This is a genomic window from Exiguobacterium sp. SH1S21, from assembly GCF_004337175.1.
In the GTDB taxonomy this organism is placed as follows: Bacteria; Bacillota; Bacilli; order Exiguobacteriales; family Exiguobacteriaceae; genus Exiguobacterium; species Exiguobacterium aurantiacum_A.
This window is the reverse complement of the sequence record NZ_SJUY01000001.1, coordinates 275,229-300,433: the sequence shown is the minus strand read 5'-3', so window position 1 is coordinate 300,433 and position 25,205 is coordinate 275,229. Positions and strand designations below refer to the sequence as shown.

The 25,205-nt window shown below is 44.8% G+C and carries 24 protein-coding genes; 20 read left to right on the top strand and 4 right to left on the bottom strand.

Features of this window, described 5'->3' with window-relative positions:
• Window positions 1-48: 48 nt before the first annotated feature.
• Together gnd and EVJ24_RS01435 are read right to left on the bottom strand one after the other, a co-directional pair.
• On the bottom strand, window positions 49-930 hold the full coding sequence (gene gnd, locus EVJ24_RS01440; RefSeq protein ID WP_131439012.1) for a phosphogluconate dehydrogenase (NAD(+)-dependent, decarboxylating): 882 nt from the start codon (window positions 928-930) through the stop codon (window positions 49-51).
• Between the two features lie 59 nt (window positions 931-989).
• On the bottom strand, window positions 990-1,202 hold the full coding sequence (locus tag EVJ24_RS01435; protein WP_131439011.1) for a hypothetical protein: 213 nt from the start codon (window positions 1,200-1,202) through the stop codon (window positions 990-992).
• A 509-nt stretch (window positions 1,203-1,711) separates the two neighbouring features.
• On the opposite strand from EVJ24_RS01435, the gene EVJ24_RS01430 reads away from it, so the two are divergent.
• From EVJ24_RS01430 to EVJ24_RS01410, 5 genes are all read left to right on the top strand, one after another.
• Window positions 1,712-2,590: an LCP family glycopolymer transferase gene (locus EVJ24_RS01430; RefSeq protein WP_236637510.1), complete on the top strand. Its 879-nt coding sequence runs from the start codon at window positions 1,712-1,714 to the stop codon at window positions 2,588-2,590.
• Window positions 2,591-2,638: 48 nt separating this feature from the next.
• Window positions 2,639-3,508: a YihY/virulence factor BrkB family protein gene (locus tag EVJ24_RS01425; protein WP_131439009.1), complete on the top strand. Its 870-nt coding sequence runs from the start codon at window positions 2,639-2,641 to the stop codon at window positions 3,506-3,508.
• A gap of 102 nt (window positions 3,509-3,610) precedes the next feature.
• Entirely contained in the window at window positions 3,611-4,534 is a 924-nt protein-coding gene (locus EVJ24_RS01420) for an LCP family glycopolymer transferase (RefSeq protein WP_131439008.1), read from the top strand.
• An 85-nt stretch (window positions 4,535-4,619) separates the two neighbouring features.
• A complete protein-coding gene (locus tag EVJ24_RS01415) occupies window positions 4,620-5,819 on the top strand; it encodes a hypothetical protein (protein ID WP_131439007.1) in 1,200 nt (399 codons plus the stop codon).
• Window positions 5,820-5,943: 124 nt separating this feature from the next.
• Window positions 5,944-6,291, top strand: a complete 348-nt coding sequence (locus tag EVJ24_RS01410; RefSeq protein ID WP_131439006.1) for a hypothetical protein — start codon at window positions 5,944-5,946, stop codon at window positions 6,289-6,291.
• A 25-nt stretch (window positions 6,292-6,316) separates the two neighbouring features.
• Here the strand turns inward: EVJ24_RS01410 and galE are convergent, their stop codons facing one another.
• Both galE and EVJ24_RS01400 read right to left on the bottom strand, forming a co-directional pair.
• Complete coding sequence (gene galE / locus EVJ24_RS01405; RefSeq protein ID WP_131439005.1) at window positions 6,317-7,333, bottom strand: UDP-glucose 4-epimerase GalE; 1,017 nt, start codon at window positions 7,331-7,333, stop codon at window positions 6,317-6,319.
• A 27-nt stretch (window positions 7,334-7,360) separates the two neighbouring features.
• The gene (locus EVJ24_RS01400; RefSeq protein WP_131439004.1) at window positions 7,361-8,533 is read right to left on the bottom strand and encodes a hypothetical protein; all 1,173 of its coding nucleotides are present in this window, start codon (window positions 8,531-8,533) and stop codon (window positions 7,361-7,363) included.
• A gap of 194 nt (window positions 8,534-8,727) precedes the next feature.
• Between EVJ24_RS01400 and EVJ24_RS01395 the strand changes: the two genes are divergently transcribed.
• The 15 genes from EVJ24_RS01395 to EVJ24_RS01325 all read left to right on the top strand — a co-directional run bounded on the left by EVJ24_RS01395 (window position 8,728) and on the right by EVJ24_RS01325 (window position 24,936).
• Window positions 8,728-9,453, top strand: a complete 726-nt coding sequence (locus EVJ24_RS01395) for a YveK family protein (protein ID WP_131439003.1) — start codon at window positions 8,728-8,730, stop codon at window positions 9,451-9,453.
• The gene (locus tag EVJ24_RS01390) at window positions 9,446-10,162 is read left to right on the top strand and encodes a CpsD/CapB family tyrosine-protein kinase (protein WP_070328404.1); all 717 of its coding nucleotides are present in this window, start codon (window positions 9,446-9,448) and stop codon (window positions 10,160-10,162) included. Before EVJ24_RS01395 ends, EVJ24_RS01390 begins: the two co-directional genes overlap by 8 nt.
• 15 nt (window positions 10,163-10,177) lie before the next feature.
• Entirely contained in the window at window positions 10,178-10,927 is a 750-nt protein-coding gene (locus EVJ24_RS01385; protein ID WP_131439002.1) for a tyrosine-protein phosphatase, read from the top strand.
• A gap of 225 nt (window positions 10,928-11,152) precedes the next feature.
• On the top strand, window positions 11,153-12,046 hold the full coding sequence (galU, locus tag EVJ24_RS01380; protein ID WP_131439605.1) for a UTP--glucose-1-phosphate uridylyltransferase GalU: 894 nt from the start codon (window positions 11,153-11,155) through the stop codon (window positions 12,044-12,046).
• Between the two features lie 76 nt (window positions 12,047-12,122).
• The gene (locus EVJ24_RS01375; protein WP_131439603.1) at window positions 12,123-13,940 is read left to right on the top strand and encodes a polysaccharide biosynthesis protein; all 1,818 of its coding nucleotides are present in this window, start codon (window positions 12,123-12,125) and stop codon (window positions 13,938-13,940) included.
• A 77-nt stretch (window positions 13,941-14,017) separates the two neighbouring features.
• Window positions 14,018-15,097, top strand: a complete 1,080-nt coding sequence (locus EVJ24_RS01370) for a DegT/DnrJ/EryC1/StrS family aminotransferase (protein WP_330857575.1) — start codon at window positions 14,018-14,020, stop codon at window positions 15,095-15,097.
• 1 nt (window position 15,098) lies between these two features.
• On the top strand, window positions 15,099-15,719 hold the full coding sequence (locus EVJ24_RS01365; protein WP_131439000.1) for a sugar transferase: 621 nt from the start codon (window positions 15,099-15,101) through the stop codon (window positions 15,717-15,719).
• Between the two features lie 3 nt (window positions 15,720-15,722).
• Window positions 15,723-16,349, top strand: coding sequence for an acetyltransferase (locus tag EVJ24_RS01360; protein ID WP_131438999.1), 627 nt, complete (start codon window positions 15,723-15,725; stop codon window positions 16,347-16,349).
• Window positions 16,346-17,572, top strand: coding sequence for a glycosyltransferase family 4 protein (locus EVJ24_RS01355; RefSeq protein WP_131438998.1), 1,227 nt, complete (start codon window positions 16,346-16,348; stop codon window positions 17,570-17,572). The genes EVJ24_RS01360 and EVJ24_RS01355 overlap by 4 nt, the downstream gene beginning before the upstream one ends.
• Window positions 17,573-18,595: a polysaccharide biosynthesis protein gene (locus EVJ24_RS01350; RefSeq protein WP_131438997.1), complete on the top strand. Its 1,023-nt coding sequence runs from the start codon at window positions 17,573-17,575 to the stop codon at window positions 18,593-18,595. It begins immediately after the preceding gene.
• Window positions 18,592-19,701, top strand: a complete 1,110-nt coding sequence (locus tag EVJ24_RS01345; protein WP_131438996.1) for a polysaccharide biosynthesis C-terminal domain-containing protein — start codon at window positions 18,592-18,594, stop codon at window positions 19,699-19,701. Before EVJ24_RS01350 ends, EVJ24_RS01345 begins: the two co-directional genes overlap by 4 nt.
• Window positions 19,702-19,708: 7 nt before the next feature.
• Window positions 19,709-20,830: a non-hydrolyzing UDP-N-acetylglucosamine 2-epimerase gene (wecB, locus tag EVJ24_RS01340; RefSeq protein WP_131438995.1), complete on the top strand. Its 1,122-nt coding sequence runs from the start codon at window positions 19,709-19,711 to the stop codon at window positions 20,828-20,830.
• A 2-nt stretch (window positions 20,831-20,832) separates the two neighbouring features.
• Complete coding sequence (locus EVJ24_RS01335; protein WP_131438994.1) at window positions 20,833-22,140, top strand: hypothetical protein; 1,308 nt, start codon at window positions 20,833-20,835, stop codon at window positions 22,138-22,140.
• Window positions 22,141-23,118, top strand: a complete 978-nt coding sequence (locus tag EVJ24_RS01330) for a glycosyltransferase family 2 protein (RefSeq protein WP_131438993.1) — start codon at window positions 22,141-22,143, stop codon at window positions 23,116-23,118. It abuts the gene before it with no gap.
• Window positions 23,119-23,814: 696 nt separating this feature from the next.
• A complete protein-coding gene (locus EVJ24_RS01325) occupies window positions 23,815-24,936 on the top strand; it encodes a polysaccharide pyruvyl transferase family protein (RefSeq protein WP_201740332.1) in 1,122 nt (373 codons plus the stop codon).
• Window positions 24,937-25,205 lie beyond the last annotated feature (269 nt).

Below are 25,205 nucleotides of genomic sequence, written 5' to 3'. Positions count from 1 at the left end.
GACAGAGCGCCAACCGACAATTCGGTTGGCGCTCTGTCGTGTGTTCATTCATTTCTTCTCGACCGCATGCCCGCCGAACTCATTTCTTAGCGCGGCGACGACCTTGCCGGAGAACGTGTCTTCTTCGAGCGAGCGTTGGCGCATCATGAGCGACATGGCGATGACCGGTGCCGGGACGCCGTATTCGAGCGCCGTCTCGACCGTCCACTTGCCTTCACCTGACGCATGCATGACGCCTTTGATCGTATCTAGCTTCGCGTCCTTGTGGAACGCGCTCTCAGTCAACTCCATCAACCAGGAGCGGACGACCGAGCCGTGATTCCAGACACGGGCGACTTGTTCGTGGTCGTAATCGAACGGGCTCTTCTCGAGAATCTCGAACCCTTCGGCGATCGCCTGCATCATGCCGTACTCGATGCCGTTGTGGATCATCTTGAGGAAATGACCGCTACCACTCGGACCGGCGTACAAGTAGCCGTTGTCCGTCGACACGTCTTGGAACAATTCCTCGATCTTGCCGAACGCCTCGATATCGCCGCCGATCATCGTGCAGGCGCCGTTACGCGCGCCTTCCATGCCGCCACTCGTCCCGACGTCGAAGAAGTAGATCAGTTTGTCGTTGAAGTGTTTGGCCCGCCGCATCGACTCCTTATAGTTCGAGTTGCCGCCGTCGATGACGATATCCCCTGGAGACAACAGCGCGTGCAAATCGTTCAATACACGCTCGGTCACATCACCGGCTGGCACCATCACCCAGACGACGCGCGGCGCTTTCAGCTCGGCGACGACCGCTTCGAGCGAATCGAGCGTCTCGAACTGGCTCGTCGATACGTTACCCGGATCGTATCCGATGACGCGGTGGCCCCCATCCGTCAAATTGAGCGCCAGGTTGAGTCCCATCTTGCCAAGTCCAATCATTCCTAGTTCCATATTCGCTCCCCCAATCAATTGGTTTAGTCTTTATAAGGGTTACCCGAAATGGAGCGGATTCAAAAGAGAGGATTTATATCATCGATCCGGTAGGCGAGGATCGACCCGATTCGGATCTTCTGTCCATCACTCGCCTCGATGAAGTCGTTGAGCGGATTGGCCAACTGGAGCGTCTGGTGAAATGTCCGTTCGGCCTGATGCTTCGAACTCCCGTAAATAATGAATGAAAACGGCTCTTTTTTCTCGATAAAACACGTGACGACGAAACGCATCCGTCTATCCCCTTCGCGAAATAATTGGATTTTAATTACATTTACATGACTCCTTATACAAATATTACAAAAAATAATGCGTTTGTACTATAAGGCTTTTTAGAAATAAGGAAACGGACCTAAAAAACAATCGATCGAGGACGTCCCCGATCGGTTTCGCAAGAATTAGAACTGCGTGCTGTGACCTTGTGCCCATGGTGATCGGAATGGTAGCGGTTTCAGTTTTTGGAGGTCAGGGTAGGTTTGAAAAAAGATATGCCAGAAAAGCTAAACCTTTTTTCAAAACCGACCGATAGAAATAAGCGAGTGAATGATTCGACAACAATCGGCAACCATTTACCTCTTTTATAAAAAATAGGAATATTAAAATAAGGTGCATGCTAAAATAAAACCTATGTGAAATTGACTACAGGTTCGAGGAAAGGTGCAATGTCATGGAAGAGCAAAAGAAAAAGAGAGTCAAGAAACGTCGTAGGAAGAAAACACCCGCAAAACGCATCGCGTTGATTGTGGGGATCGTCGTTGGACTGTTCCTGCTCATCGGAGTCGGGGTGGCAGCTTATTTGTATAACCAAGTGGACTCGACGGTCAGTCGTTTGAACGAGTCGGCCGGGCTCAGCCCGGAACGGATGAACAAGCAGACGATCAACGACAAGAAACCGGTATCTGTCCTGTTGCTTGGTGTCGACCGCCGTGCCGACGAGCAAGGCCGCAGCGACTCGATCATCGTCATGACACTCAACCCGAATACGGATGCGAGCGCGATGCTCAGCATACCGCGCGACACGAAGACGGAAATCGTCGGCAAAGGCACGACCGATAAGATCAACCACGCCTATGCGTTCGGCGGTGCCGAAATGGCGCTCGCGACGGTCGAGAACTTACTCGACATCCCGATCGATTACGTCGCCGAAGTCGATATGAAAGGGTTCCAAGACACGGTCGACCTTCTCGGCGGCGTCGAAGTGACGAACAAGTTCGCCTTCACGTCAGGCGAGTATTCGTTCGAGCCGGGCACGATCAACTTGTCGGGCCCCGAGGCGCTCGCGTACACGCGGATGCGCTACGACGACCCGAGTGGTGACTTTGGTCGCCAAGAGCGTCAGCGTGACGTCATCACGGCGCTCGTCAACGAAGGCAAAGACGATTTCTCGATCTCGAAATTCAACAATATGCTCGACGTCTTAGGCAATAACGCGAAGACGAACATGACGTTCAAAGACATCCGGACACTGTCGGCCGACTATATGGCCGCCTTCAAAAACCAGGACGTCCTTCGACTCGAAGGCACTGGCGGCAAGGCTGACGACGGCATCTATTACTGGAACCCGGATGCGGCCTCACTGGAAGACGTGAAGTCGTATCTCGGCGAATTGATGGAACAATGACAACAGCGCCTCATCCAAAGCGGATGAGGCGTTTTAATTTGTGCGATAATGAAAAGAAAAGGGGTGACCCGTGTGCTCGACCGACTGATCCGTCTCATCATCGACGTCCGCCATCGCTTCAAAGACCATCACATCAACGACTATAGCGCCACGCTCGCCTTCTTCTGGTTTCTCGCCATCTTCCCGACGTTCGTCCTGTTGTTCGCCGTCATGGCGTGGCTCGGGATCGACGACGCCCTGTTGATCGAGCAGATCGAGATCTTGATCCCGGGCGCGAGTGTGCGTGACATGCTGTCGGTCGTCTATGACGTCAGCGGCGACATCAACGCCGGGCTCATCTCGGTCGGTGCCGTCATCGCCGTCTGGTCGGCCTCGAACGGGGCGGCCCGGCTCGTCAAGCTGACCGTGTTCGCGTACGGCGAGACCGAGGCGCGCAGCTACATCGTCCGTCGGCTCATCGGGCTGTTGACGCTCGTCGCCTTCAGCGTCGGTGCCGTCATCTTGATCGTGTTCCACATCTTCGGCCGCGAGTTCGTCGAGCTCATGTACGCGTGGTTCCCGATGCTCGAGGAGTTTGAACGGTTGGCGACGCTCGCCCGGTATACCGTCTCGACCGTCATCCTCATCTTCGCGTTCTCGCTGTTTTATAAATTCGCGCCCCAGCAACACGTCACATTCACGGAGACGCTCCCAGGCGCCACTTTCGCCGTCATCTCGTGGCAGCTGTTGTCGACCGGCTACAGCATCTACGTCGACCAGTTCTCGATGTTCGGCGACACGTACGGGACGATCGGGATCGTCATCTTGCTGCAAATCTGGCTCTACTTGACGGCGGCGACGATGCTGCTCGGGGCGGAGATCAACGCGGCTTGGCCCAGTCATATGCGACGCCGGCCACAGCGTACACATTTCCCATAAAAATCCGAAAGAAATCGTTAGCATTTTTTGGCAACGTGCTATAATACTACACGGTAAGCGGGAATTATTCATACTATAGATTTAATGAAAGCAGGTGGTCTGATGGCGAGACATCGCAAGAAATCATCATGGAAGAAATGGGTATTGCTCACAGTAGGCGTCATGACCGTCTTCCTCATCGCCGGCGGGCTATTCGTCTGGTCGATGTACCGGGACGTCAATGAGACGGTGACACGGGTGAACGATAATTTAGAAATCTCTGAAGAGCGCAAACAAGTGCAGACGATCGAAGAGAAACGGTCCGTATCGGTCCTCCTCCTCGGCGTCGACCGCCGCGGCACCGAGCAAGGGCGGAGCGACTCGATCATCGTCATGACGCTCAACCCGGAGACGGACGAAGGGGCGATGCTCAGCATCCCGCGGGATACAAAGACGGAGATCGTCGGGCGCGGGATGAGTGACAAGATCAACCACGCCTACGCGTTCGGTGGGGCCGAGATGGCGATGGATACGGTCGAAGGACTCTTGGACATCCCGATCGACTACGTCGTCGAGACCGACATGGAGGCGTTCACCGAGGTCGTCGACGCGCTCGGCGGTATCACGGTGACGAACAACTTCGCGTTCGCGTCGGACGGTTACTCGTATCCGGTCGGTGAAGTGGAGTTGACGGGTGAGTCGGCATTGTCGTATACGCGCATGCGTTACGACGACCCGAACGGGGACTTCGGCCGCCAAGAGCGGCAACGCGCCGTCGTCGCGGCCATCGTCGAGAAAGGGCGTTCCGACTTCTCGGTCGATAAAGTGACGAAACTGTTGGACGTCGCCGGCAACCGTGCCAAGACGAACATCGAGTTCAACGAGCTCGTCGGTCTGTCGACGGACTACATGCAGGCGTTCCGTAACGCCAGCACGCTCCGGATCGAAGGGGCGGGCGGGCTAGAGTCAGACGGTATTTATTACTGGAACCCAAATCCGGACTCGCTCGCAAGCGTCCAGACCGAACTGAAGCGTTTGATGGACTGAAGTCGCCCTCGGGTGGCTTTTTTCGTGCGTTTGAAACGGGCACATCGGTGGGACTGTTAATAGAGACAGTACTAGGAGGGATCACATGATTTGGGACAAACTTGAACCGATAATCAACCGACTCGAAGACGATCATACAACCGACGACTGGCGCCGTCTGTTCGACAAGTGGGCCGGCCACACGTGGCACGACCACGAGGCGCCGAGCGAGCTGACGAGCGTCCTCATCGTCGACGCGAACGCCGTCACGACCGACGGGACGCAAGACCTCGACGCGCTGCACACGCTATTGAAAGACCACGTCCGATCGTCGATCAGCGACTTGTATCTCGTGTCGCTGTTCCCGCATCAAGTGAAGCCGACCGACACGGCCGTCAACCCGCGCATCCGTCTGTTCGAGGACCTCGGGCGCTTCCACGACGAGTTCGATCTCATGTATGAGATGACGCCGGACGTTTATAACGAGCTGCAAGTCGATTTGCTCGACGAGACCGACGCCTTCATCGAACGGCTCGCACAAGGGGCGACGAAAGTCCGCGTCCACGTCCAATCGTTCCGGGGCATGCCCGAGGAGCGGATCAAGCACGTGCTCGAACTATGGCAATTGATTCTCCACCACTATAAACCGCACGGGCAGCTCGTCCTCGCCTATGAAGGGGACGCCGACCGGACCGGTTCCTACTTCGAAGTCGCCGACGTCATCTGTCACTTCGACTTGGCGTCCCATACGCTGCTCGCTTTCGCCCAAGGCAACGCCAAAGGGTTGACCGAATGGGCCGACCGCATCGAGGCGCCAGGGGACGGCAAGACGTACTTCAACTTCTTGTCGACGCCGGAGCGGGACCCGTTCGAGAAGAATTTGCTCGAGCCGTCGGTCGACATGTTGCTCGCCGCCCATAGCGTCCTGTTCTCGCTGCAAGGCATCCCGGCCGTCGATTACCGGACGCTGCTCGGGGTGACGACGCCGGTCGAGCGGGCCGCGCTCGTCCAAGAGTTGAAGACGGATCCGTACCGCCTGCAAGTGTTCTCCGGCATCTTGAGCCAGCTGAACGTCAAGCGGACGCATCCGGCCTTCTCGCCGTACGCCGAGCAGCGCATCGTCGCGACGGACAAACGCGTGTTCACGGTCGAGCGGAGCGGGGGAGGCGAGGCGCTTCTACTCTATACGAACGTGTCCGACGAACGGGTCGTCATCGCTGCGAGTGGGACGAACTTGTTCACGGGAGAATGGGTCGATGCGGTCGTGCTCGAGGCATACGACTTCATGTGGATCAAGCAAGAATAGGTCTTTTGAACCAAAAGTCATTTTTGGTGAATAGTCGTATTGACGCATTCGGTGTTTAGGTAGAAAATGGAATAGAAGGAAGTTCTATGACATACACGACCATACACCGAAGGAGCGAATTTCCATGAATCAATCTTTATTCGCGTATTTGTTAGGCTTGACGTTGCAGTCGTTTCTCTATTGGATGTTTGCCACGCTGTTCATCGCCTTGGTCGGCTACGTCGCCCTCTACGTATGGGACCGTGACGTCGCCAATCAGTACCGATTGCTTTGGCGCAAGGGCTATTACCTAACGTTCGGCGCCTTCGTCTTGTTCGGCTTCATCGTCGGCGAGTTCGCCATCGATGCCGCTTGGACGCTCGCCGGGATCGCCATTTTGATCGTCGTCCTCGACTACGGCGTGCTTGGGGCGCGGGAGCGACAAGACTTGATAGAAGAAGACATGACAAAACCCCTTACGGAAGAACGATAACTCGTTCTCGCGTAAGGGGTTTTTCTTATGCCCGGTAACCGTTCGGGTTGTTCGCTTGCCAGTTCCAGGCGTCGCGGCACATGGCACGGACGTCGTGTTTCGCTTCCCAACCGAGCGCGTCTTTCGACTTCGTCGGATCGGCGTAGCAGCTGCCGATGTCGCCCGGGCGACGCGGCGTCACTTTATAAGGGACAGTTTTTCCACTCTCTGCCTCGAAAGCCTTGACGAGGTCGAGCACGCTGTAGCCCGTTCCGGTCCCGAGGTTGAACGCCTCGGCGCCGATGTGGTCCATGACATAGTCGAGCGCCTTCAAGTGGCCTTCCGCCAAGTCGACGACGTGGATGTAGTCGCGGACGCCGGTGCCGTCCGGTGTGTCGTAATCGTCACCGAACACGCTCAGTTCGCTCAAGCGGCCGACGGCGACTTGCGTGATGTACGGCATCAAGTTGTTCGGCACGTCGAACGGGTCCTCACCGATCTGGCCTGACTCATGGGCGCCGATCGGGTTGAAGTAGCGGAGGAGCGCGATGCTCCATGACGGGTCGGCGACGGCCAAGTCACGCATGATGTCTTCGATCATCAACTTCGTCCGTCCATATGGGTTCGTCGCGCTGAGCGGGAACGATTCGTCGATCGGTGTCCGTTCCGGCATGCCGTATACCGTTGCAGAAGAAGAGAAGACGATTTGTTTCACGTCGAACGCGTTCATCACGTCGAGCAGGACGGTCGTCCCGACGACGTTGTTCTCGTAATAGCGGAGCGGCTCGTTCACCGACTCGCCGACGGCTTTCAGTCCGGCGAAATGGATGACGGCGTCGATTGTATGTTTCAAGAAGATCTGTTCCAATAACTCCCGGTCGAGGATGTCGCCGAGATAAAACTCGACCGTTTTACCGGTCAGCGCCTCGACGCGGTCGAGCGCCTCACGGCGGCTGTTCGACAAGTTGTCGAGGACGATGACATCGTGTCCGGTCTCAAGTAGTTGGAGGACGGTGTGGGTGCCGATGTAGCCGGCACCACCTGTAACTAAAATCGTAGTCATAGGGGTTACTCCTTCCGAAGAAAACTATTATTTTTCTGTCAAACGCACGCGGGTCTGTCCGTTCGTGCCGATAAATAAGCGGAGCGAGTACGTCTCGCTCTCATAGACGAGCGCGTCGCTCGTCTCGATGACGGGTTCACCAAGCGGGTCGAACGCCTCGCGCGCGAGTTGCGTGTTCGTCCAGTCGATGGCGTGGACTTGATCGTCTTGGATGACGAAGAAGCCGCCGTTGTAGAACGCATAGGCGTTCAAGGCGTCTGTCTCACGACCGTACGGTGCGCCGATTGTCTCGGTGAGCGCGGTCTCGTTCATCGCAAAGAAATCAGGGAGCGCTTCACCAAGCCAAGTGTTGTCTAGGTTCGTCTCGGCCCAGTCGAGCAGCGTACTGTCAGTCAGATCGCGTGACGGCCAGTCGGTCGTGACGGCATCGAGTGCGACCCAAGCCGTCGTGCCATCGAGGTCGACTTCGACATGATCATCTTGTTCGTTCATAATCTCGTAGCGATCGCCGATATCTCCTATATAGGTGACTGTCGTGCCGTTCGGTTCGCTGACGAGGTTGACGTTTTTCGTCGCCAGCCAGACGTAGTTCGTCTCCGGTTGTTCGATGACCGGTTCCGGCTCAGGCGCCGGGGCTTCGACTTCCGTTGTCTCGCTCGGCTCAAACAGCGCCGCTACATATGGATACCCGATATAGCCGCCGCCTAATAAGATCGCGACGAGCAACAGGCCACCGAGCCATTTGCCTTTCTTTTTACGAGGGCGGGCCGGTTCAATTCGCTTGGCCCGTTCGGCGCGTGACGGGACCGAAGTCTCCGGTACGTAACGCGGCTTCTGAGTCTGTGCTGCTGATTGTGGCATTTTTTCAGCAGGTGTCTCATTGACGACTGTCTTGTCAACCGTGATCGGTTGCGGCACCGTCGCTTCTTTGTTCAGCACCCGATCATGCTTCTCGAGTAAAGACACATAATATGGAAGGAACGTGGCATCTTTCTTCCCGTCTTTGATCCAGGCCGTGAAGTCGGCCGCTGATTTTTCGTCGGTCGGGAGTGGGGCTTTCGTCGCACCGGTCAGTTCTTCAAAAGAAACGGTCAACGATTTGCCGTCCCCTAGATTTTGTTTGATTAAAGTTTGCAATTTTGTACGTGTCGACGCATCGACATCGGCATATAGCTGGAGTAGGCGCTCACTAACGTGCACTATTGTCTCCCCCTTTTGTAAAGTTATTCCTTTCAAAGTTTAGCAGATTTGCATGCCAAAAAACCCAATTTTTAAAAAATGGGTCATCACGGGAGAGAATTTTTGCTATAATGTTTTGGTATTGTCAGTAAAAATATTATTTGCGGAAATTTTCCAGTCGTGATTTTACAGAATAGAGGAGAGAGAACACGAATATGAATGAAGAAACGATTTCCCTTGGAGAACTGTTCTCCATCTTGAAGCGGAGCAAATGGCTCATCGCAAGTTTAGCACTCATCGCGGCACTCATCGCCTTCCTCGTCAGCTCGTACGTCATTCAACCGACGTATGAGGCGTCGACACAAGTGCTCGTCGCACCTAAAGAGACACAAAACAACATGATTGATAGTAGCCAAGTCCAGTCGTCGGTCGCGCTCGTCAACACGTACCGCGTCATCATCCAGAGCCCGGCCATCTTAGAGCCGGTCCAAGAGAACGTCGTCGGTGCCCCGGAGGACATCAGTAACTTGATCACAGTCAACAGCGAACAGAACTCACAAGTCATCAACATTGCGGTCCAACATACGAACCCGGTGCTCGCAACGGATATCGCCAACGAGATCAGCACCGTATTCTCAAAAGAAGTCCAACAATTGATGAGCGGCGTCGACAACGTCAAAGTGTTGTCGGATGCGTCCGTGCCGATGTTCCCGGTCAGCCCGAACATCTTGCTCAATACGGCGATCGCGACTGTGCTTGGCTTGATGATCGGAGTCGCTATCGCCTTCCTCAGAGTCGTGCTCGACCGTCGCATCAAGACGGAGCAAGACGTCGAGATGATTTTAGAACTCCCGGTATTAGGGTCGATCCCGGTCATTGACCGTGTCGAGATGCAGCAACAACGCCAAGCGAAAGTGAAAGGTGAAGAAGTCCATGTTTAATTTCGGGAAAAAGAAGCATAAACATATCAAGTACGATAAGACCGGCCGCGACTTGATCACGGTCCATAAGCCGAAGTCGCCGATCTCCGAGCAATACCGGACAATCCGGACGAACCTCGAGTTCACGGCCGTCGATGACGACTTACAGACGATGGTCATCACATCGGCCTCGTCTGGCGAAGGCAAGTCGACGACGTCGTCGAACCTCGCCGTCGTCTACGCCCAACAAGGCAAGCGCGTCTTACTCGTCGACTGCGACATGCGTCGTCCGACGGCCCACTTCACGTTCCGTCTATCGAACGGTATCGGGCTGTCGACCGTCCTCGCCAAGAAGACGACGATCGAGAAAGCGACGCATTCGACACAAGTCGAGAACTTGGACTTGATGGCGGCGGGACCGATCCCACCGAACCCTTCTGAGTTATTGTCGTCGAAGACGATGGACCGCGTGCTCGAAGAGTTGAAAACGAATTATGACATCATCATTTTAGACGCCCCACCGATGATGCAAGTCGCCGACACACGCGTCCTGGCCCGGAAAGTAGACGGCGTCGTCCTCGTCGTCGGTTGCGACAAGTCGGACCGCCAGATGGTCGTCAAGGCGAAAGAACAGTTGACGCTCGCCGAGGCCCATATCCTCGGTGTCGTCTTGAATAAGCGTGAGCCGCAAGGCAGCGACGATTACTATTACTACTACGCGTACGAGTAAAAAGGAGACAACGCCATGATCGATATTCATTGTCACTTGCTCCCGGCCGTCGATGACGGACCGGAGACGGTCGAACAAGCGGTAGAAATGGCGAAACGCGCGGCAAGCGAAGGGGTGACCGCAATCGTGGTCACCCCCCACGCGTTTCACCCCCAGTTCGAGACGGACGAGTTGAACATCCAAAACGCCGTCGCCAAGCTTCAAGACGTGTTGCGCCATGAGGGCATCGCGCTCGACCTGTACGCTGGTCAAGAGATTCGCGTGTTCGGCGATTTAGTCGAGGCGCTGTCGCTCGCCGGATCGCGTTACGTCCTTGTCGAATTTCCGAGCGACTCTGTCCCGGCCTATGCCGAGCAACTGTTCTTCGGACTGCAGACAGAAGGCTACACGCCGGTCATTGCCCACCCCGAGCGCAACAAAGAGTTCGCGCTGAACCCGAAACGGTTGATGGACTTCGTGTCGTCCGGGGCCTTGTCGCAAATCACGACGGGCAGCCTGACAGGCGAGTTCGGACAGAACGTTCAAGACCTCGCTTTCACGTTCCTTCGTAACGGGCTGAGCCACTTGATCGCCTCGGACGCCCATAGTACCGGGCGCCGCACGTTCTATTGGGACGACGCCAAAGACGCCGTCACAAAAGAACTCGGCCAAGACAAATGGAACACGTACGTTAGTAACGCCGAAGCAATCCTAAAAGACGAGTTCGTCTTCATCGACCCCCCTATTCTTCCAATTAAAAATTGGAGAGGGAAATGGAAGAAATGATTTCCCTTTATTAACAATAGACAGTTGACAGCTACTCTATCTTTATGATTTTTGTCGACATCTGTCGAACGATTTTATGTTTTAATTCCCTTTCCTTGGTTTTTTAGGTGGTTCGAACGTGATACCCTTAATTTATAATTTTTTAAAAGGATGGTAGATACATCCTTTTTTCTATGGATTAGACATAATAGATAGAACCATCCAAGAGGAGTGGGATAGATGACAATGAAACGAGTTAAAAAAGCGGTCATTCCGGCAGCTGGTCTCGGGACACGGTTCTTACCGGCGACAAAAGCGATGCCGAAAGAGATGTTGCCGATCGTCGACAAACCGACGATCCAATACATCATCGAAGAAGCGGTCGAGTCAGGCATTGAAGACATTTTGATTGTGACTGGTAAAGGAAAACGGGCCATCGAGGACCACTTCGACTCGGTGCCAGAGCTTGAGCAACAATTGATTGAGAAAGGGAAGTCGGAGTTTTTGAAGCTCGTCGAAGAGACGACGAACATCAACATCCATTTCATCCGTCAATCGAAGCCGAGAGGGCTCGGTCACGCCGTGCTTCAAGCGAAAGCGTTTATCGGCGACGAACCGTTCGTCGTCATGCTTGGTGATGACATCGTGCAAGCGGACGTGCCTTGTACCCGTCAATTGATTGAACAGTACAACAAGACAGAGAGCTCGATCATCGGTGTCCAACCGGTATCTCGTGACGTGACACACCGTTATGGCATCGTTGACCTTCAGTCATCACTTGAAGGCGGGTTACATAAAGTCGAGTCGTTCGTCGAGAAACCGGCACCAGGAACCGAACCGTCGAACTTGGCGATTCTCGGGCGCTACTTGTTCACGCCGCAAATCTTTAAGTTTCTAGAGACCCAAGCGCCTGGCGCTGGTGGCGAGATCCAGTTGACGGATGCGATCACGCGCTTGAACGAAGTCCAACCTGTATTCGCTTTTGAATTCACAGGCAAGCGCTATGATGTCGGTGAAAAACTCGGTTTTATCCAGACGACGTTAGAATTCGCTTTGGCACGTGAAGACTTACGGGACGATGTTTTAAAGATGATGACGCAGTTAGTAGAAGAACAATCTTCTATGAACGCGGTCAATTGAAAGGGAGGGAAAACGATTGTCCATTCCTGAACTAGGTCGAAAATCGTTACGGACGAGTATATTGGTCATCCTCGATATGGCAGCGATCTTATCGTCGATGGTCGTCACTTATTTTTTCTTATATCCAGTCGAATTCATTCAAAATATTGATCAAAATCATTTTATTGAATCAGCGATTTTATATAGTGCGTTATTTATCGTCATGGCCGGCCTCAGTCGTCTATACCGTGTCGCTTGGCGCTTTGCCAGTATGTCTGAGGCGATTCGTCTCGCGATGACGCTTTTTTTGAGTACGATTACCCTTTATATGATTCAGTTCGTCGTTTACGGCGAAGCGATGGAGCGGATGTTGTTCCTCAGCTTCTGTTTGTCGCTTCTACTATTAGGTGGCATCCGCTTAGGGTCACGTATTTACGTGACGTGGAAACACGATCAGCTTTCGATCTTGCGTGGTCGTAATATGAAGCGACGTAAAGACGAAAAGCGGACGCTCATCATTGGAGCGGGACAAGCCGGACGCATGCTCGTTCGGCAAATGAACCAGTCGGATAATCACCGAATGAACCCGGTCGGTTTTTTGGATGATAACCGTCATCTGCAGACGCTTACCGTTAACGGGGTCAAAGTTGTCGGGACGGTCGATAAGTTAGAAGATATCGTCGAAAAGGAAGCAGTCGATAAAATCGTCTTCGCCATTCCGTCTATGAGATATCAAGAGCGGTTAGCCATCATCAAACGGGCGAAAGCGGTTTGTACGAATGTGCATACGTTACCGATGATTGAAGAAGTCGCAGCCGGTAAAGTGGCGGTCAATCAGATGCGTCAAGTATCGATTGAAGATTTGCTCGGCCGCGAACCAGTCGAACTCGACATTTCAGGTATTCAGTCTGAAGTGGAAGGAAAGATTGTTTTGGTGACCGGTGCTGGTGGGTCGATTGGATCCGAAATCTGTCGTCAAATTTTAAAGTTTAAACCAGAACGCTTGTTACTGCTTGGGCATGGTGAGAACAGTATCTATTTGATCGAGCGAGAGTTGCGAGAGTTGAACTTAGATGTAGAACTCATTCCTGTCATTGCAGACGTCCAAGACGTCGAACGGTTACGCGATGTATTCATGACACATTCACCACACCTCGTCTTTCACGCGGCAGCACACAAACACGTCCCGTTAATGGAAGCAAACCCGCACGAAGCAGTGAAAAATAATATTTACGGCACAAAAAACGTCGCCGAGATGGCGGATGAGTATGGTGCATCTCGTTTCGTCATGATCTCGACCGACAAAGCAGTCAACCCGACGAACGTGATGGGGTCGACGAAACGAGTCGCTGAGATGATCATTCAAAACTTGGCGAAGACGAGTCGGACAAAATACGCAGTCGTTCGTTTTGGCAATGTGTTAGGCAGTCGCGGATCGGTCATCCCGTTGTTCAAATCGCAAATTGAGAAGGGTGGTCCCGTTACAGTGACACATCCTGATATGACGCGATACTTCATGACGATTCCTGAGGCGAGCCGTCTCGTCATTCAAGCTGGTACGCTGGCTGACGGTGGTGAAGTGTTTGTCCTTGATATGGGGGAACCGGTGAAGATTGTCGAGCTTGCCCGAAATATGATCAAACTGAGTGGATTCACTGAAGAGCAGATCCCGATTGCTTTTAGCGGGATTCGTCCTGGTGAGAAGATGTTCGAGGAGTTGCTGAAAGAAGGCGAAGTCCATCCAGAAGCAGTTTACCCGAAAATCTTTACAGGCATCGTGAGTGAAGAGACAAACTTGAACGAGAAGTTAGCCCAGATGAAGCAACTGAAAACGAGTGAGGCGCTCAGTCTATATCTTGTTAATTGGGCAAATGAACAGTTAACAGTTACGAATGATATGAAACAAACAATATAGTAACGAGGGGATTCTGTTAAATGAACGTAAAAACTCAAGTAAGTACGGACAAGCGGATCTTGTTAGCATCGCCTCATATGAGTGATGAAGGGTATGAACAAGCATATGTGAAAGAAGCGTTCGATACGAATTGGATCGCACCACTTGGAACGAATGTAGATGGGTTTGAACAAGAGCTGTCTGAAAAAGTGAATGTGAATGCTGCTGCGGCCTTAAGTTCCGGTACGGCTGCGATTCACTTAGCACTTAAAGCAGCTGGTGTTAATACGGGTGATATCGTCTTTTGTTCAACATTGACGTTCTCTGCTACCGCTAATCCAATCATCTATCAAGGTGCGACACCTGTATTTATTGATAGTGATTACAAGACATGGAATATGGATCCTCTTGCCCTGGAAGCCGCATTTGAAAAATATCCTAACGTGAAAGCAGTATTAGTAGTTCATTTATACGGCCTCGCTGCTGATATGGATCAAATCATGGAAATTTGCTCTCGATATGGCGTCACAGTGATTGAAGATGCCGCGGAGAGTCTTGGTAGTTTCTACAAAGGCCGACCAACAGGTACGATTGGACAGTTTGGGATTTATTCATTTAATGGAAACAAAATCATTACGACTTCTGGCGGAGGTATGCTCGTCTCGAACGATGAAGTCGCTGTTGAAAAAACTCGTTTTTGGGCGACTCAATCACGTGATCAAGCACGTCACTACCAACATAGCGAACTCGGTTTTAATTACCGGATGAGTAATGTTGTCGCTGGAATCGGAAGAGGACAATTGAAAGTTCTTGAGCAGCGCGTACAACGAAAAAAAGAGATTTTCGAGTTTTATAAAACTTCGCTCGCTGAGATTGAAGAAATTACGTTCATGCCCGTGAATGATTGGGATCAACCCAACTATTGGTTGTCTTGCGCGACGATTGAGGGCGATATTTCTTCAAGCGATGTCATGGACGCATTAGAGAAAGCGAATATCGAGTCACGTCCTGTCTGGAAGCCGATGCATATGCAACCTTACTTTGAAAATTACGATTATATCGGAGCGGACGTTTCAAAAACGTTGTTTGAAAAAGGTATTTGTTTACCGTCTGATACAAAAATGACGAATGAAGATTTGCAACGTGTCGTTGGGATAATTGAAGGGCTATGGATGTAATATGTATAAAACAAGACCATATGAAAAACACTTTAAGCGACCTTTAGACTTTATTCTTTCATTAACCGCTTTAATTGCGTTAAGTCCGCTTTTTATAATTGTTGCATTACTAGTTCGTTTAAGATTGGGAAGTCCAATCTTATTTTCTCAAAATCGCCCTGGTCTGAACGGCCGGATTTTTAAAATGTATAAATTTCGAACGATGACGGACGGAAGAGATAAGCAGGGCAATCTACTTCCTGACGATGTAAGATTAACAAGATTCGGTCGTTTTCTTCGTTCAAGTTCTCTAGATGAACTTCCGGGGCTGATCAATATTCTAAATGGTGATATGTCATTGATTGGTCCTCGACCATTGTTGGTTGAATACTTACCTCTTTACTCAGCAGAACAGAAAAAACGGCACAACGTTCGACCGGGCCTATCTGGGCTTGCGCAAGTGAATGGTCGCAATCTATTGACTTGGGAAGAGAAGTTTAACTTAGACGTAAAATATGTTCGAAATGTTAGTTTCATGGGCGATATAAAGCTGATTTTTTTGACATTGAAAAAAGTAGTTTTGAAAGAAGGAATTAGTGCAACAGACCACGTTACAGTAGAACCTTTTAAAGGGAGCGAATAACCTTTGAAAAAGTTGTTAATTATAGGGGCAAGTGGTCATGGCAAAGTGGTGGCCAACATAGCGCACGATTGTGGCGATTGGAATGAAATATCATTTCTTGATGATGATTTGAATAAGGTAGGTAGTAGTCTCATAGGGTTTAATATTATTGATACAACAGTAAACTTAGAATTTTACGTTAATGACTATGAGTTTGTGGTAGGAATTGGGAATGCGTATGTTCGAGAAGAAGTCACACATAAGTTATTGAAAATGGGTGCGTATTTGTCTACATTGATTCATCCATCTGCCGTAATTGGTCTTGATGTTAAAATAGGTCAAGGTACTGTCCTCATGCCTATGTGTGTTGTTAACTCATCGTCTACTATAGGGCTAGGTTGTATTATAAACACAGGCGCAACAGTTGATCATGATTGTGAGTTAGGGGCTTTTGTCCATTTATCTCCGGGGTCTACAATCGCTGGAACTGTAAAAATAGGCAGTAGAACTTGGATTGGAACAGGCGCAAGAATTATAAATAATTTAAGTGTTTTTCAAGATTGCACAATCGCAGCAGGTGCTGTAGTGGTGAAAAGTATCAATAACCCTGGACTGTATATAGGTATTCCGGCAAGGGAAGTAAAAAAATGAATATTCTATTTCTTACATTGTTAGACTTTGATTCATTAGAAGAGCAAGGTATATATACAGATTTGATGAGGGAGTTTTCATTAAATAATCATGAAGTTTATATTGTTTCTCCAGTTGAAAAAAAGAGACAAAAGAATACTTATTTAATTGATGAAAAAAACGTAAAGATATTAAAAGTGCAAATTGGAAATGTGCAAAAAACCAATATGATCGAAAAAGGGATTTCCTTATTACTTTTAAATCGAAAATTTAAAAATTCCATAAGAGAGTATTTTAGCGGTGTTAAATTTGATTTGATAATTTATGCTACTCCACCAATTACTCTGGTAAACACTATCAACTTTATTGTTAAACGTGATAGAGCGAAATCTTATTTACTGTTAAAAGATATTTTCCCTCAGAACGCTGTTGATTTAGAGATGATATCTAAAAAAGGTTTAAGTAGATTCATTTATTCCTACTTCAGGTGGAAAGAAAAAGAATTATATAAGATTTCAGACCATATAGGTTGTATGTCACTAGCGAATGTAAAATATATTTTAAAGGAAAATAAAACAGTAGATTCTGATAAAGTTGAAATTTGTCCTAATACAATTTCACCGTTAAACATAGATATTAGCGACGTTGATAAAATGAATATCAAACAAAAGTATAAACTACCTTTAAATAAGACAATTTTTATTTACGGAGGCAATTTAGGAAAACCGCAAGGAATTGATTTCATCATTGAATGTCTAAGAAAAAATGAGGAGAATGATAATTCATTTATTTTAATTATTGGTTCTGGTACCGAATATGATAAACTTCATAAAATATTTGAACAAGAACATTTTAATAATGCTAAATTGATGCATGGACTTCCTAAACATGAATATGAAATGTTAGCTAGTTCATGTGATGTGGGATTGGTATTTTTGGACCATCGCTTTACAATCCCAAATTTCCCGTCAAGAATTTTATCTTATATGCAAGCAGCGATGCCAATCATAGTTTCTTCTGATAGAAATACTGATATAGGAAAAATTACAACAGAAGGTAAATTTGGATATAGTTGTTCGAGTCAGGATATAGAAGGGTTTAATGTATTGCTTGGTCGACTAAACAGCAAAACGCTCAGAACACAGATGGGTAAAAATTCTCGTCAATATCTAGAAAACAACTATAACTCTAAAGTAAGTTATTCGATTATAATGAAGCATTTTATGGAAAGTGAGAGTGATTAAATGTTTAAAAATAAATCATTGCTAATAACTGGAGGAACTGGTTCATTTGGAAATGCAGTAATGGAACGTTTCCTTGAAACTGATATTAAAGAAGTTCGTATTTTCTCACGCGATGAGAAAAAACAAGAGGACATGCGTAAAAAGTATCAAAACGACAAGTTAAAGTTTTATATTGGAGATGTTCGTGATCAGAACAGTGTGAAAAATGCGATGTATGGTGTGGATTACGTGTTTCACGCGGCCGCTTTAAAACAAGTACCGTCATGTGAATTTTTCCCGTTAGAAGCAGTAAAAACAAATGTACTCGGGACTGAGAACGTTTTAAATGCCGCCATCGAAATCGGTGTTAAAAAAGTAATCTGCCTCTCAACCGATAAGGCGGCGTACCCAATCAACGCGATGGGGATTTCAAAGGCAATGATGGAAAAGGTCTTTGTAGCGAAAGCACGTACGATTGATTCGACACAAACGTTAATCTGTGGTACTCGTTACGGTAACGTTATGGCTTCACGTGGATCAGTCATTCCTTTATTCATTGATCAAATCAAAAAAGGTGAACCGTTAACCGTCACAGACCCGAACATGACGAGATTCTTGATGAGCTTAGAAGAAGCGGTGGAACTCGTTGTATTTGCATTCAATAATGCAGTAGCCGGCGACATCATGGTTCAAAAATCTCCGGCGTCTACGGTTGGTGACTTAGCCATCGCTTTAAAAGAACTATTTGAAGCAGATAATGAAATTAAAGTAATTGGTACACGTCACGGAGAAAAGGCATTCGAGACATTACTGACTCGAGAAGAGCATATTGTTGCAGATGATATGGGTGACTTCTATCGAGTTCCTGCAGATATTCGCGACTTGAATTATGACAAATATTTTAGCGAGGGCGATCAACAATTGACGCAAGAAACCGAATATAATTCCAATAACACACAGCGTCTAACAATCGAGCAAATTAAGCAACGTCTAATGACGCTTGACTATGTAAAAACCGAACTCAAAAAGCGAGTGCAAGCATGAAGATACTTATAACTGGAGCAAATGGTTTTGTGGGCAAGAATCTTGTAGCAGAGTTAAAAAATCAAGGATATAACGATTTGCTGCTTTGTGATCGAGACACAACAGAAACTGAGTTGAAGCAATTCGCGTTAGAAGCAGATTTTGTTTATCACCTTGCCGGAGTAAACCGACCAAAAGAAGAAACTGAATTTGAAATTGGAAATAAAGGTTTTACAGAGGAACTATTGACTTTACTTTCTCAAAATCCGACCCCACCTCCAGTGGTATTCTCATCTTCGGCGCAAGCGGAGCTTTCCAATCCATATGGCATAAGTAAAAAAGAAGCGGAATCTCTTGTGATTTCTTACGGAGAAAAACAGATAGTAGATATAAAAATTTATCGTTTTCCTAATTTATTTGGAAAATGGTGCAAACCGAACTATAACAGTGTTGTTGCAACATTTTGTCATAATATCTCACGACATATCCCGATTCAGGTTAATGATGAGAAGGTGGAACTTACATTAGCATATATCGATGACGTCATAGCAGAACTGATTAAGCAAATTGAATATCGGAAAACGAAGCCAACGATATATGGTGAAGTTAGGCCATGTTACAAGGTTTCATTAGGTAATTTAGTGACACTATTAACATCGTTTAAAGAATCGAGAGATGATTTGTCTATCTCGAACATGAATAATCCTTTTATCAAGAAATTATATAGCACTTACTTAAGTTATTTACCTGAGGATCAATTTTCATATGAATTGACAATGCATAAAGATCAGCGTGGATCATTCACTGAGTTTATTCGAACACCGGATAGAGGGCAGGTTTCAGTTAATATCTCGAAGCCGGGGATTACGAAAGGTAACCACTGGCATCATACAAAAAATGAGAAATTTTTAGTTGTAAGTGGTCGAGGTGTCATTCGATTCAGGAAAGTTGATTCGGAAGAAGTTATTGAATACGCTGTGAGCGGTGACAAACTCGAGGTAGTTGATATCCCTGTAGGATATACGCACAATATTGAAAATTTGGGTGACACGGAAATGGTAACAATCATGTGGGTAAACGAGCCGTTTGATCCTAGTAGTCCTGATACATATTATTTGGAGGTTTAATTAATCAATGAAAAAATTAAAAATTATGACGATTGTTGGAACACGTCCTGAAATTATTCGTTTATCTGCAACAATTAATCGTTTGGAAGAATCAGAAGCCATTGAACATATTTTAGTTCATACGGGACAAAACTATGATTACGAATTGAACGAAATATTTTTTGAAGACTTTAACCTTAGAAAGCCAGACTATTTTTTGAATGCTGCTACTGGAACTGCAATAGAAACGATTGGACATATTTTGATTGCCATTGATCCGATTTTAGAGAAAGAAAACCCTGAAGCAGTGTTAATTCTAGGGGATACGAACAGTTGCTTATGTGCAATTGCTGCAAAGAAACGCAAAATTCCTATTTTCCATATGGAAGCCGGAAATCGTTGCTTTGATCAACGAGTGCCAGAAGAAACGAATCGCAAAATTGTAGATCATATCTCTGATATAAATTTAACTTATAGTGACATTGCTAGAGAGTATTTACTTCGAGAGGGTTTACCTGCAGATCGAATTATTAAAACAGGTAGTCCAATGTATGAGGTATTAGAATCAAAACGTTTAGAAATAGAAAATTCTGACGTGCTATTAAGGCTTTCTTTAGAGAAAAATCAATACTTTTTGGTTTCTGCTCATCGAGAAGAAAATATAGGATCGCCCCAAAATTTTAATGATTTAATCGAGTCTTTAAATACAATTTCCGAACTTTACGACTATCCAGTTATTTTAAGTACACACCCTAGAACACGTAAAATGATTGAAGAAAAAAACGTTAAGCTTCACGAAAATATTCAATTACTGAAACCACTTAGTTTTACTGAATACAATAATTTGCAGATTAATGCGAAAGCTGTTTTAAGTGATAGTGGAACAATCAGTGAAGAAGCATCGATTTTAGGTTTAAAAGCTCTAAATATTAGAGAAGCGCACGAACGTCCAGAGGCGATGGAAGAAGCGACTGTAATGATGGTAGGTTTAAACGTAGAAAGAGTACTCCAAGGATTAAAAGTATTAGAAGAAAAGAATATAAAGAAAAGAATTGTAAATGACTACAATGTAGATTTTGTATCAATTAAAGTTGAGAGTATCCTCTTATCTTATACAGACTATATTAATAAAGTCATCTGGAGAAAATAAATATGAATGAGGAAAATAAATATCCTAGAACGTTAGTTATTAGCAACAATTCTTTTAGTAAACATAATAACAATGGAAAAACTTTAGCTTCATTTTTTAAAAATTATCCGAAGGAAAATGTATTTCAATTATATTTCTCTAATGAGATACCCGATAATACCGAATTTAATAACTTTTATAGAGTAACCGAGATAGATATCATTAATTCAATGTTGAAAAATCAAAACCGATGTGGGATGACAATAAAGGCAAAACAGAAACCTAATCATTTTGGAACTCCATTTATTGGATTTGGTTTCTTGAAAAATATAAATTTCATTAGATACTGTAGAGAATTAATTTGGAAAACAGATAGATGGAAGAATAAAAATCTTAAGGACTGGTTAAATGAGATTAAACCTGAAGTTATAATGTTCTGTGCCGGTGACAGTGAATTTGCTTATGATGTAACAGATTATATATTGGATGAGACTAAAAGTCGCTTGTTCTTATACATGACTGATGACTATATTTTGCCTCGTAAAACCATCTCTCCTTTTTGGTGGATAAGACGACAAGCATTACTAAAAAAAATGAAAAAAATGTTGCAGAAAAGCGATCAATTTTTGACTATTTCAGAAAAAATGCAAAAAGAATATGAAGTAATTTTTTCGAAAAACAGTCAAGTCATAATGAATATGACAAAGTCATTAAACCAAAAAAATGAAGAGGTAAAGAAAGGGGATAATGTTAATAAAGAAGTATCTTTGGTATACACTGGTGGCTTGCATTTTAATAGATGGAGAACGTTAGTCTCATTAGGACAGGCAATACAAAGATATAATGAAACACATAATGAAAAAATGTTTTTGAGAATATATTCACATCAAAAAATTAATACTAAATTGCTAAAAGTACTTAACGTACAGAATGTTAGTAGTTTCTTGGGCGGAATAAATAGTTTGGAACTAGAAAAAGTTCTAAACACTTCCGATATATTAGTTCATGTTGAATCGTTCGAGAAAAAAAGCATAGAGTCTACTAGATTATCAATATCAACAAAAATACCTGAATATCTTTCAGTGGGAAAACCGGTATTGGCTATTGGACCTGAGTCAATTGCTTCTATGGAGTACTTGCATGATACAGCTTACTGCATAACAAATCCTGACGAAATCTATTCTGAGCTTGATATTTTAATAAATAACGATAATTTACTAAAGGAACTTTCTGAAAGAGCATTAGAAAAATACGAACAAAATCATCAAAGATATCTGGGTTTTGAAATATTAGTAAACAAATCCCTCAATAATAGTAAAGGAGGAAAATAATTGAATGATTTAGTAAGCGTAATTGTACCAATATATAACTCTGAAAAATATATTGAACGATGTATCAAATCGATTTTAAGTCAATCTCATAATAATATTGAACTTATTTTAATTGATGACGGTTCAATTGATTCGTCATTAAGTATTTGTAGGAAATATTCTTCAATTGATGATAGAGTCAAAATTCAAAGTACTGAAAATATGGGTGTTTCTTGTGCGAGAAACCTTGGACTAGAGTTAGCGAACGGAGATTTTATAGGTTTTGTTGATAGTGATGATTACATTGATCATCGTATGTATGAATCTATGTTGAAGCGAATAAAAAAAGATAATAGCGATATGGCTGTTCTGACAAAATACACTATAAAAAGCAAAAAGCAAAAGGATTTAAATCTCCTGAGTGATAATATATCAAACACTCTTGCACTAACATATCTTTATCAACTATCTTTTCCAACTTCTCTGTGGGCTTATTTGTTTGTTAAAAATTCAATTTCCGAAAAAAGATTAAATGAAAAAATTCATTTTTTTGAAGATTTAGAGTTTTTGTCGAGGATTTTAATGGACAGCAAGTCAATCTCTTTGTGCCATGAAAAAGCATACAATTATATTCAACATGATGAAAGTGCAAATTCTCAACCTATTAATGAAAAGCGAATGTCAAGTCTTGAAGTGTATAATATAGTATCAAAGCAGTTGAAAGATAGAGGATTATACGAATTGGAAAAGTACACACCATATTTTAGAGCGCATTTTTTAGTAAGTATACTGCTGAATATTTCAAAAAGTGATACCAACGCAGAATTGAAGTACATCGATAAGGTTAATAAACTCTCAAAAGAAGTGAACAGGGGAGTTCTTTTATCAGCTATTGTACCGCTAAGTTATAAAATATTAATATTTTCAAGTATGATAAACACAAGTTTTTCGGTGAGGCTTTTAAAGAAAACTCGAACTAAAAAAACGCATTCTAGATAAAAAATTTTAAATTATAAAATCAGATACATCATGAATACAAGTAAAAATTCTAGTAATATCTAAAGTTAATACATCTTACTGGAAGTTTTAATCGAGGTTACCCGAATTTTACTGCGCTATGATTTGGAAAATAGAGACCCGTCTGAAATTAGGGTACCTATCCGCTTCAACGAAATGAAGACCTTGACTGTTTCTTAAGAGATCAGACCTAATTTCGGATGCGAGACTAAAAGATTACAAAAGTGTTACATGAAAGTGGAATCTAAATTTAGCGCAATGCCTGAGATCTACGAGGCGTCCTGCGGAAAACTAATCGAGAAATTGTGCGTGACTCCTTCCCTAAAATAAAATATAGGATTTTTTCTTTTGGGAAAAAAGTATCTTACCGATATTGTATCTCTGAATCTATGTAGGGCGAATCAATATGTCAGTGACCTTACTCTGATAAGCGCTAAAAATCGGCCGAGATACGTGGCAGAGAAGAAAATCCAATGGTTTTTGACTTAAGTATTTCCTAAAAGTGTTGGACTTCATAATGGTTGGGTGGGCGGTGTCGGTTAATTGACTTAGAAAAATCAATAGAAGCCTAAGGAAATGTCTGCTCTGGACTGTAAAAATGAACATAGAGATTTCAAGGGTATTTATTTTAGTAAACCGTTAACTAATCAAATTAATTTCTAAATTATTATTGAGGTGATGAAAATGACTCCTAAGAAAAAAATTGCTATTTTGACAATAAATGATTATAGCAATTATGGTAATAGACTACAAAATTATGCTTTACAGGAGACTGTAAGGGCTATGGAATCTGAAGTTGAGACTTTAGTTTATGACAGAAACTTAGTCTCTGTACCTATTCATTCTAAATTTAAAAAGTTATTTAACTTAAAAAATTGGGGGGGGATAAAGCGTAGAATACTATTGAATTTAAATAAAAGAATATATCAAGAAAAAATTCTTAACTTTAAGAACTTCACAAATAAGTACATAAGCGAATCAGACTTTAAAATTAATGATCTGTATGTGCCGGTGAAACTTTCAGAGGATTATGATTTTTTTATTACCGGTAGTGATCAAGTCTGGAATCCTTTTTTTAAATTCGGAACAGAAATTGATTTTTTAACTTTTGCACCAACACATAAAAGAATTTCTTACGCTCCAAGTTTTGGGGTTTCCAATTTATCAACTCAAGAAACTATAAACTATAAAGAAAAACTTAAAGGTTTTGAAAAAATTTCAGTTAGAGAAGATGCCGGTGCAGTAATCATTAAGAATATTACAGGAAAAGAGGTTCCGGTACTTGTTGATCCAACTTTGTTACTAAAAAAAGAAGAATGGTTAAAGATTTCCTATCCAGATGTAGACAAACCAATGGAAAATTACCTTCTCACTTATTTTTTAGGCGAAATTAGCGAAGAAACTCAAAAAAATATAGATGACATTGCTAATGAATATAGGCTGAAAGTAATTAATTTAGGTAGTTTAAAGGACAGAGTTCGGTACTCAGTAGGACCTTCTGAATTTCTTGATTATCTAAACTCTGCTTCATTAATCTTTACAGATTCATTTCATGGCTGCGTCTTTTCAATTGTCTTTGAAAAACCTTTTATTGTTTTTGAAAGATATATTAAAAATGAAACATCTATGAATTCTCGTATTGATACTTTGTTGTCAAAATTGAATCTTAAAGAGAGAAAGTGGTCAGCAATTGTAAATAGAAAAGACCTTTTTTACATTGAATATGCTCCAATTAAAGAGATATTAGACAAGGAAAGAGAGAAGTCATATAATTTTTTAAAAAAAACAATGAGTCTATGATAATGGTTTCTTAATATATTGTATGAGATAATTCCGGTTATTTCTAGGGGACTTTATAAGCTCTGGGTTCTATATCTTCAACCGATTTCCATATGCAGCTTTAGAATAAAAGAGTGAAACTTCGATAGCGACATCTATAATATTTGGGTTTAATCGTATCTTATTTTCTTGTTCGAGAAGCAAGATAACTAGTTGGAAAGTTATATTGTGGTGATTGAACGGAAAGATGAATGAGATGTCGGGAATCATAAGAAAGACATTTAAATACT

Excerpts from the sequence above, each read along its gene's own strand:
- EVJ24_RS01425 (WP_131439009.1), top strand. The coding sequence starts at position 2,639 with ATGAAAAGAAAAGGGGTGACCCGTGTGCTCGACCGACTGATCCGTCTC.
- EVJ24_RS01415 (WP_131439007.1), top strand. The coding sequence starts at position 4,620 with ATGATTTGGGACAAACTTGAACCGATAATCAACCGACTCGAAGACGAT.
- EVJ24_RS01355 (WP_131438998.1), top strand. The coding sequence starts at position 16,346 with ATGAATATTCTATTTCTTACATTGTTAGACTTTGATTCATTAGAAGAG.
- EVJ24_RS01365 (WP_131439000.1), top strand. The coding sequence starts at position 15,099 with ATGTATAAAACAAGACCATATGAAAAACACTTTAAGCGACCTTTAGAC.
- EVJ24_RS01335 (WP_131438994.1), top strand. The coding sequence starts at position 20,833 with ATGAATGAGGAAAATAAATATCCTAGAACGTTAGTTATTAGCAACAAT.
- EVJ24_RS01420 (WP_131439008.1), top strand. The coding sequence starts at position 3,611 with ATGGCGAGACATCGCAAGAAATCATCATGGAAGAAATGGGTATTGCTC.
- gnd (WP_131439012.1), bottom strand. The coding sequence starts at position 930 with ATGGAACTAGGAATGATTGGACTTGGCAAGATGGGACTCAACCTGGCG.
- EVJ24_RS01345 (WP_131438996.1), top strand. The coding sequence starts at position 18,592 with ATGAAGATACTTATAACTGGAGCAAATGGTTTTGTGGGCAAGAATCTT.
- EVJ24_RS01370 (WP_330857575.1), top strand. The coding sequence starts at position 14,018 with ATGAGTGATGAAGGGTATGAACAAGCATATGTGAAAGAAGCGTTCGAT.
- EVJ24_RS01435 (WP_131439011.1), bottom strand. The coding sequence starts at position 1,202 with ATGCGTTTCGTCGTCACGTGTTTTATCGAGAAAAAAGAGCCGTTTTCA.
- EVJ24_RS01395 (WP_131439003.1), top strand. The coding sequence starts at position 8,728 with ATGAATGAAGAAACGATTTCCCTTGGAGAACTGTTCTCCATCTTGAAG.
- EVJ24_RS01350 (WP_131438997.1), top strand. The coding sequence starts at position 17,573 with ATGTTTAAAAATAAATCATTGCTAATAACTGGAGGAACTGGTTCATTT.
- galU (WP_131439605.1), top strand. The coding sequence starts at position 11,153 with ATGAAACGAGTTAAAAAAGCGGTCATTCCGGCAGCTGGTCTCGGGACA.
- EVJ24_RS01325 (WP_201740332.1), top strand. The coding sequence starts at position 23,815 with ATGAAAATGACTCCTAAGAAAAAAATTGCTATTTTGACAATAAATGAT.
- EVJ24_RS01410 (WP_131439006.1), top strand. The coding sequence starts at position 5,944 with ATGAATCAATCTTTATTCGCGTATTTGTTAGGCTTGACGTTGCAGTCG.
- EVJ24_RS01375 (WP_131439603.1), top strand. The coding sequence starts at position 12,123 with ATGGCAGCGATCTTATCGTCGATGGTCGTCACTTATTTTTTCTTATAT.
- EVJ24_RS01385 (WP_131439002.1), top strand. The coding sequence starts at position 10,178 with ATGATCGATATTCATTGTCACTTGCTCCCGGCCGTCGATGACGGACCG.
- galE (WP_131439005.1), bottom strand. The coding sequence starts at position 7,333 with ATGACTACGATTTTAGTTACAGGTGGTGCCGGCTACATCGGCACCCAC.
- wecB (WP_131438995.1), top strand. The coding sequence starts at position 19,709 with ATGAAAAAATTAAAAATTATGACGATTGTTGGAACACGTCCTGAAATT.
- EVJ24_RS01390 (WP_070328404.1), top strand. The coding sequence starts at position 9,446 with ATGTTTAATTTCGGGAAAAAGAAGCATAAACATATCAAGTACGATAAG.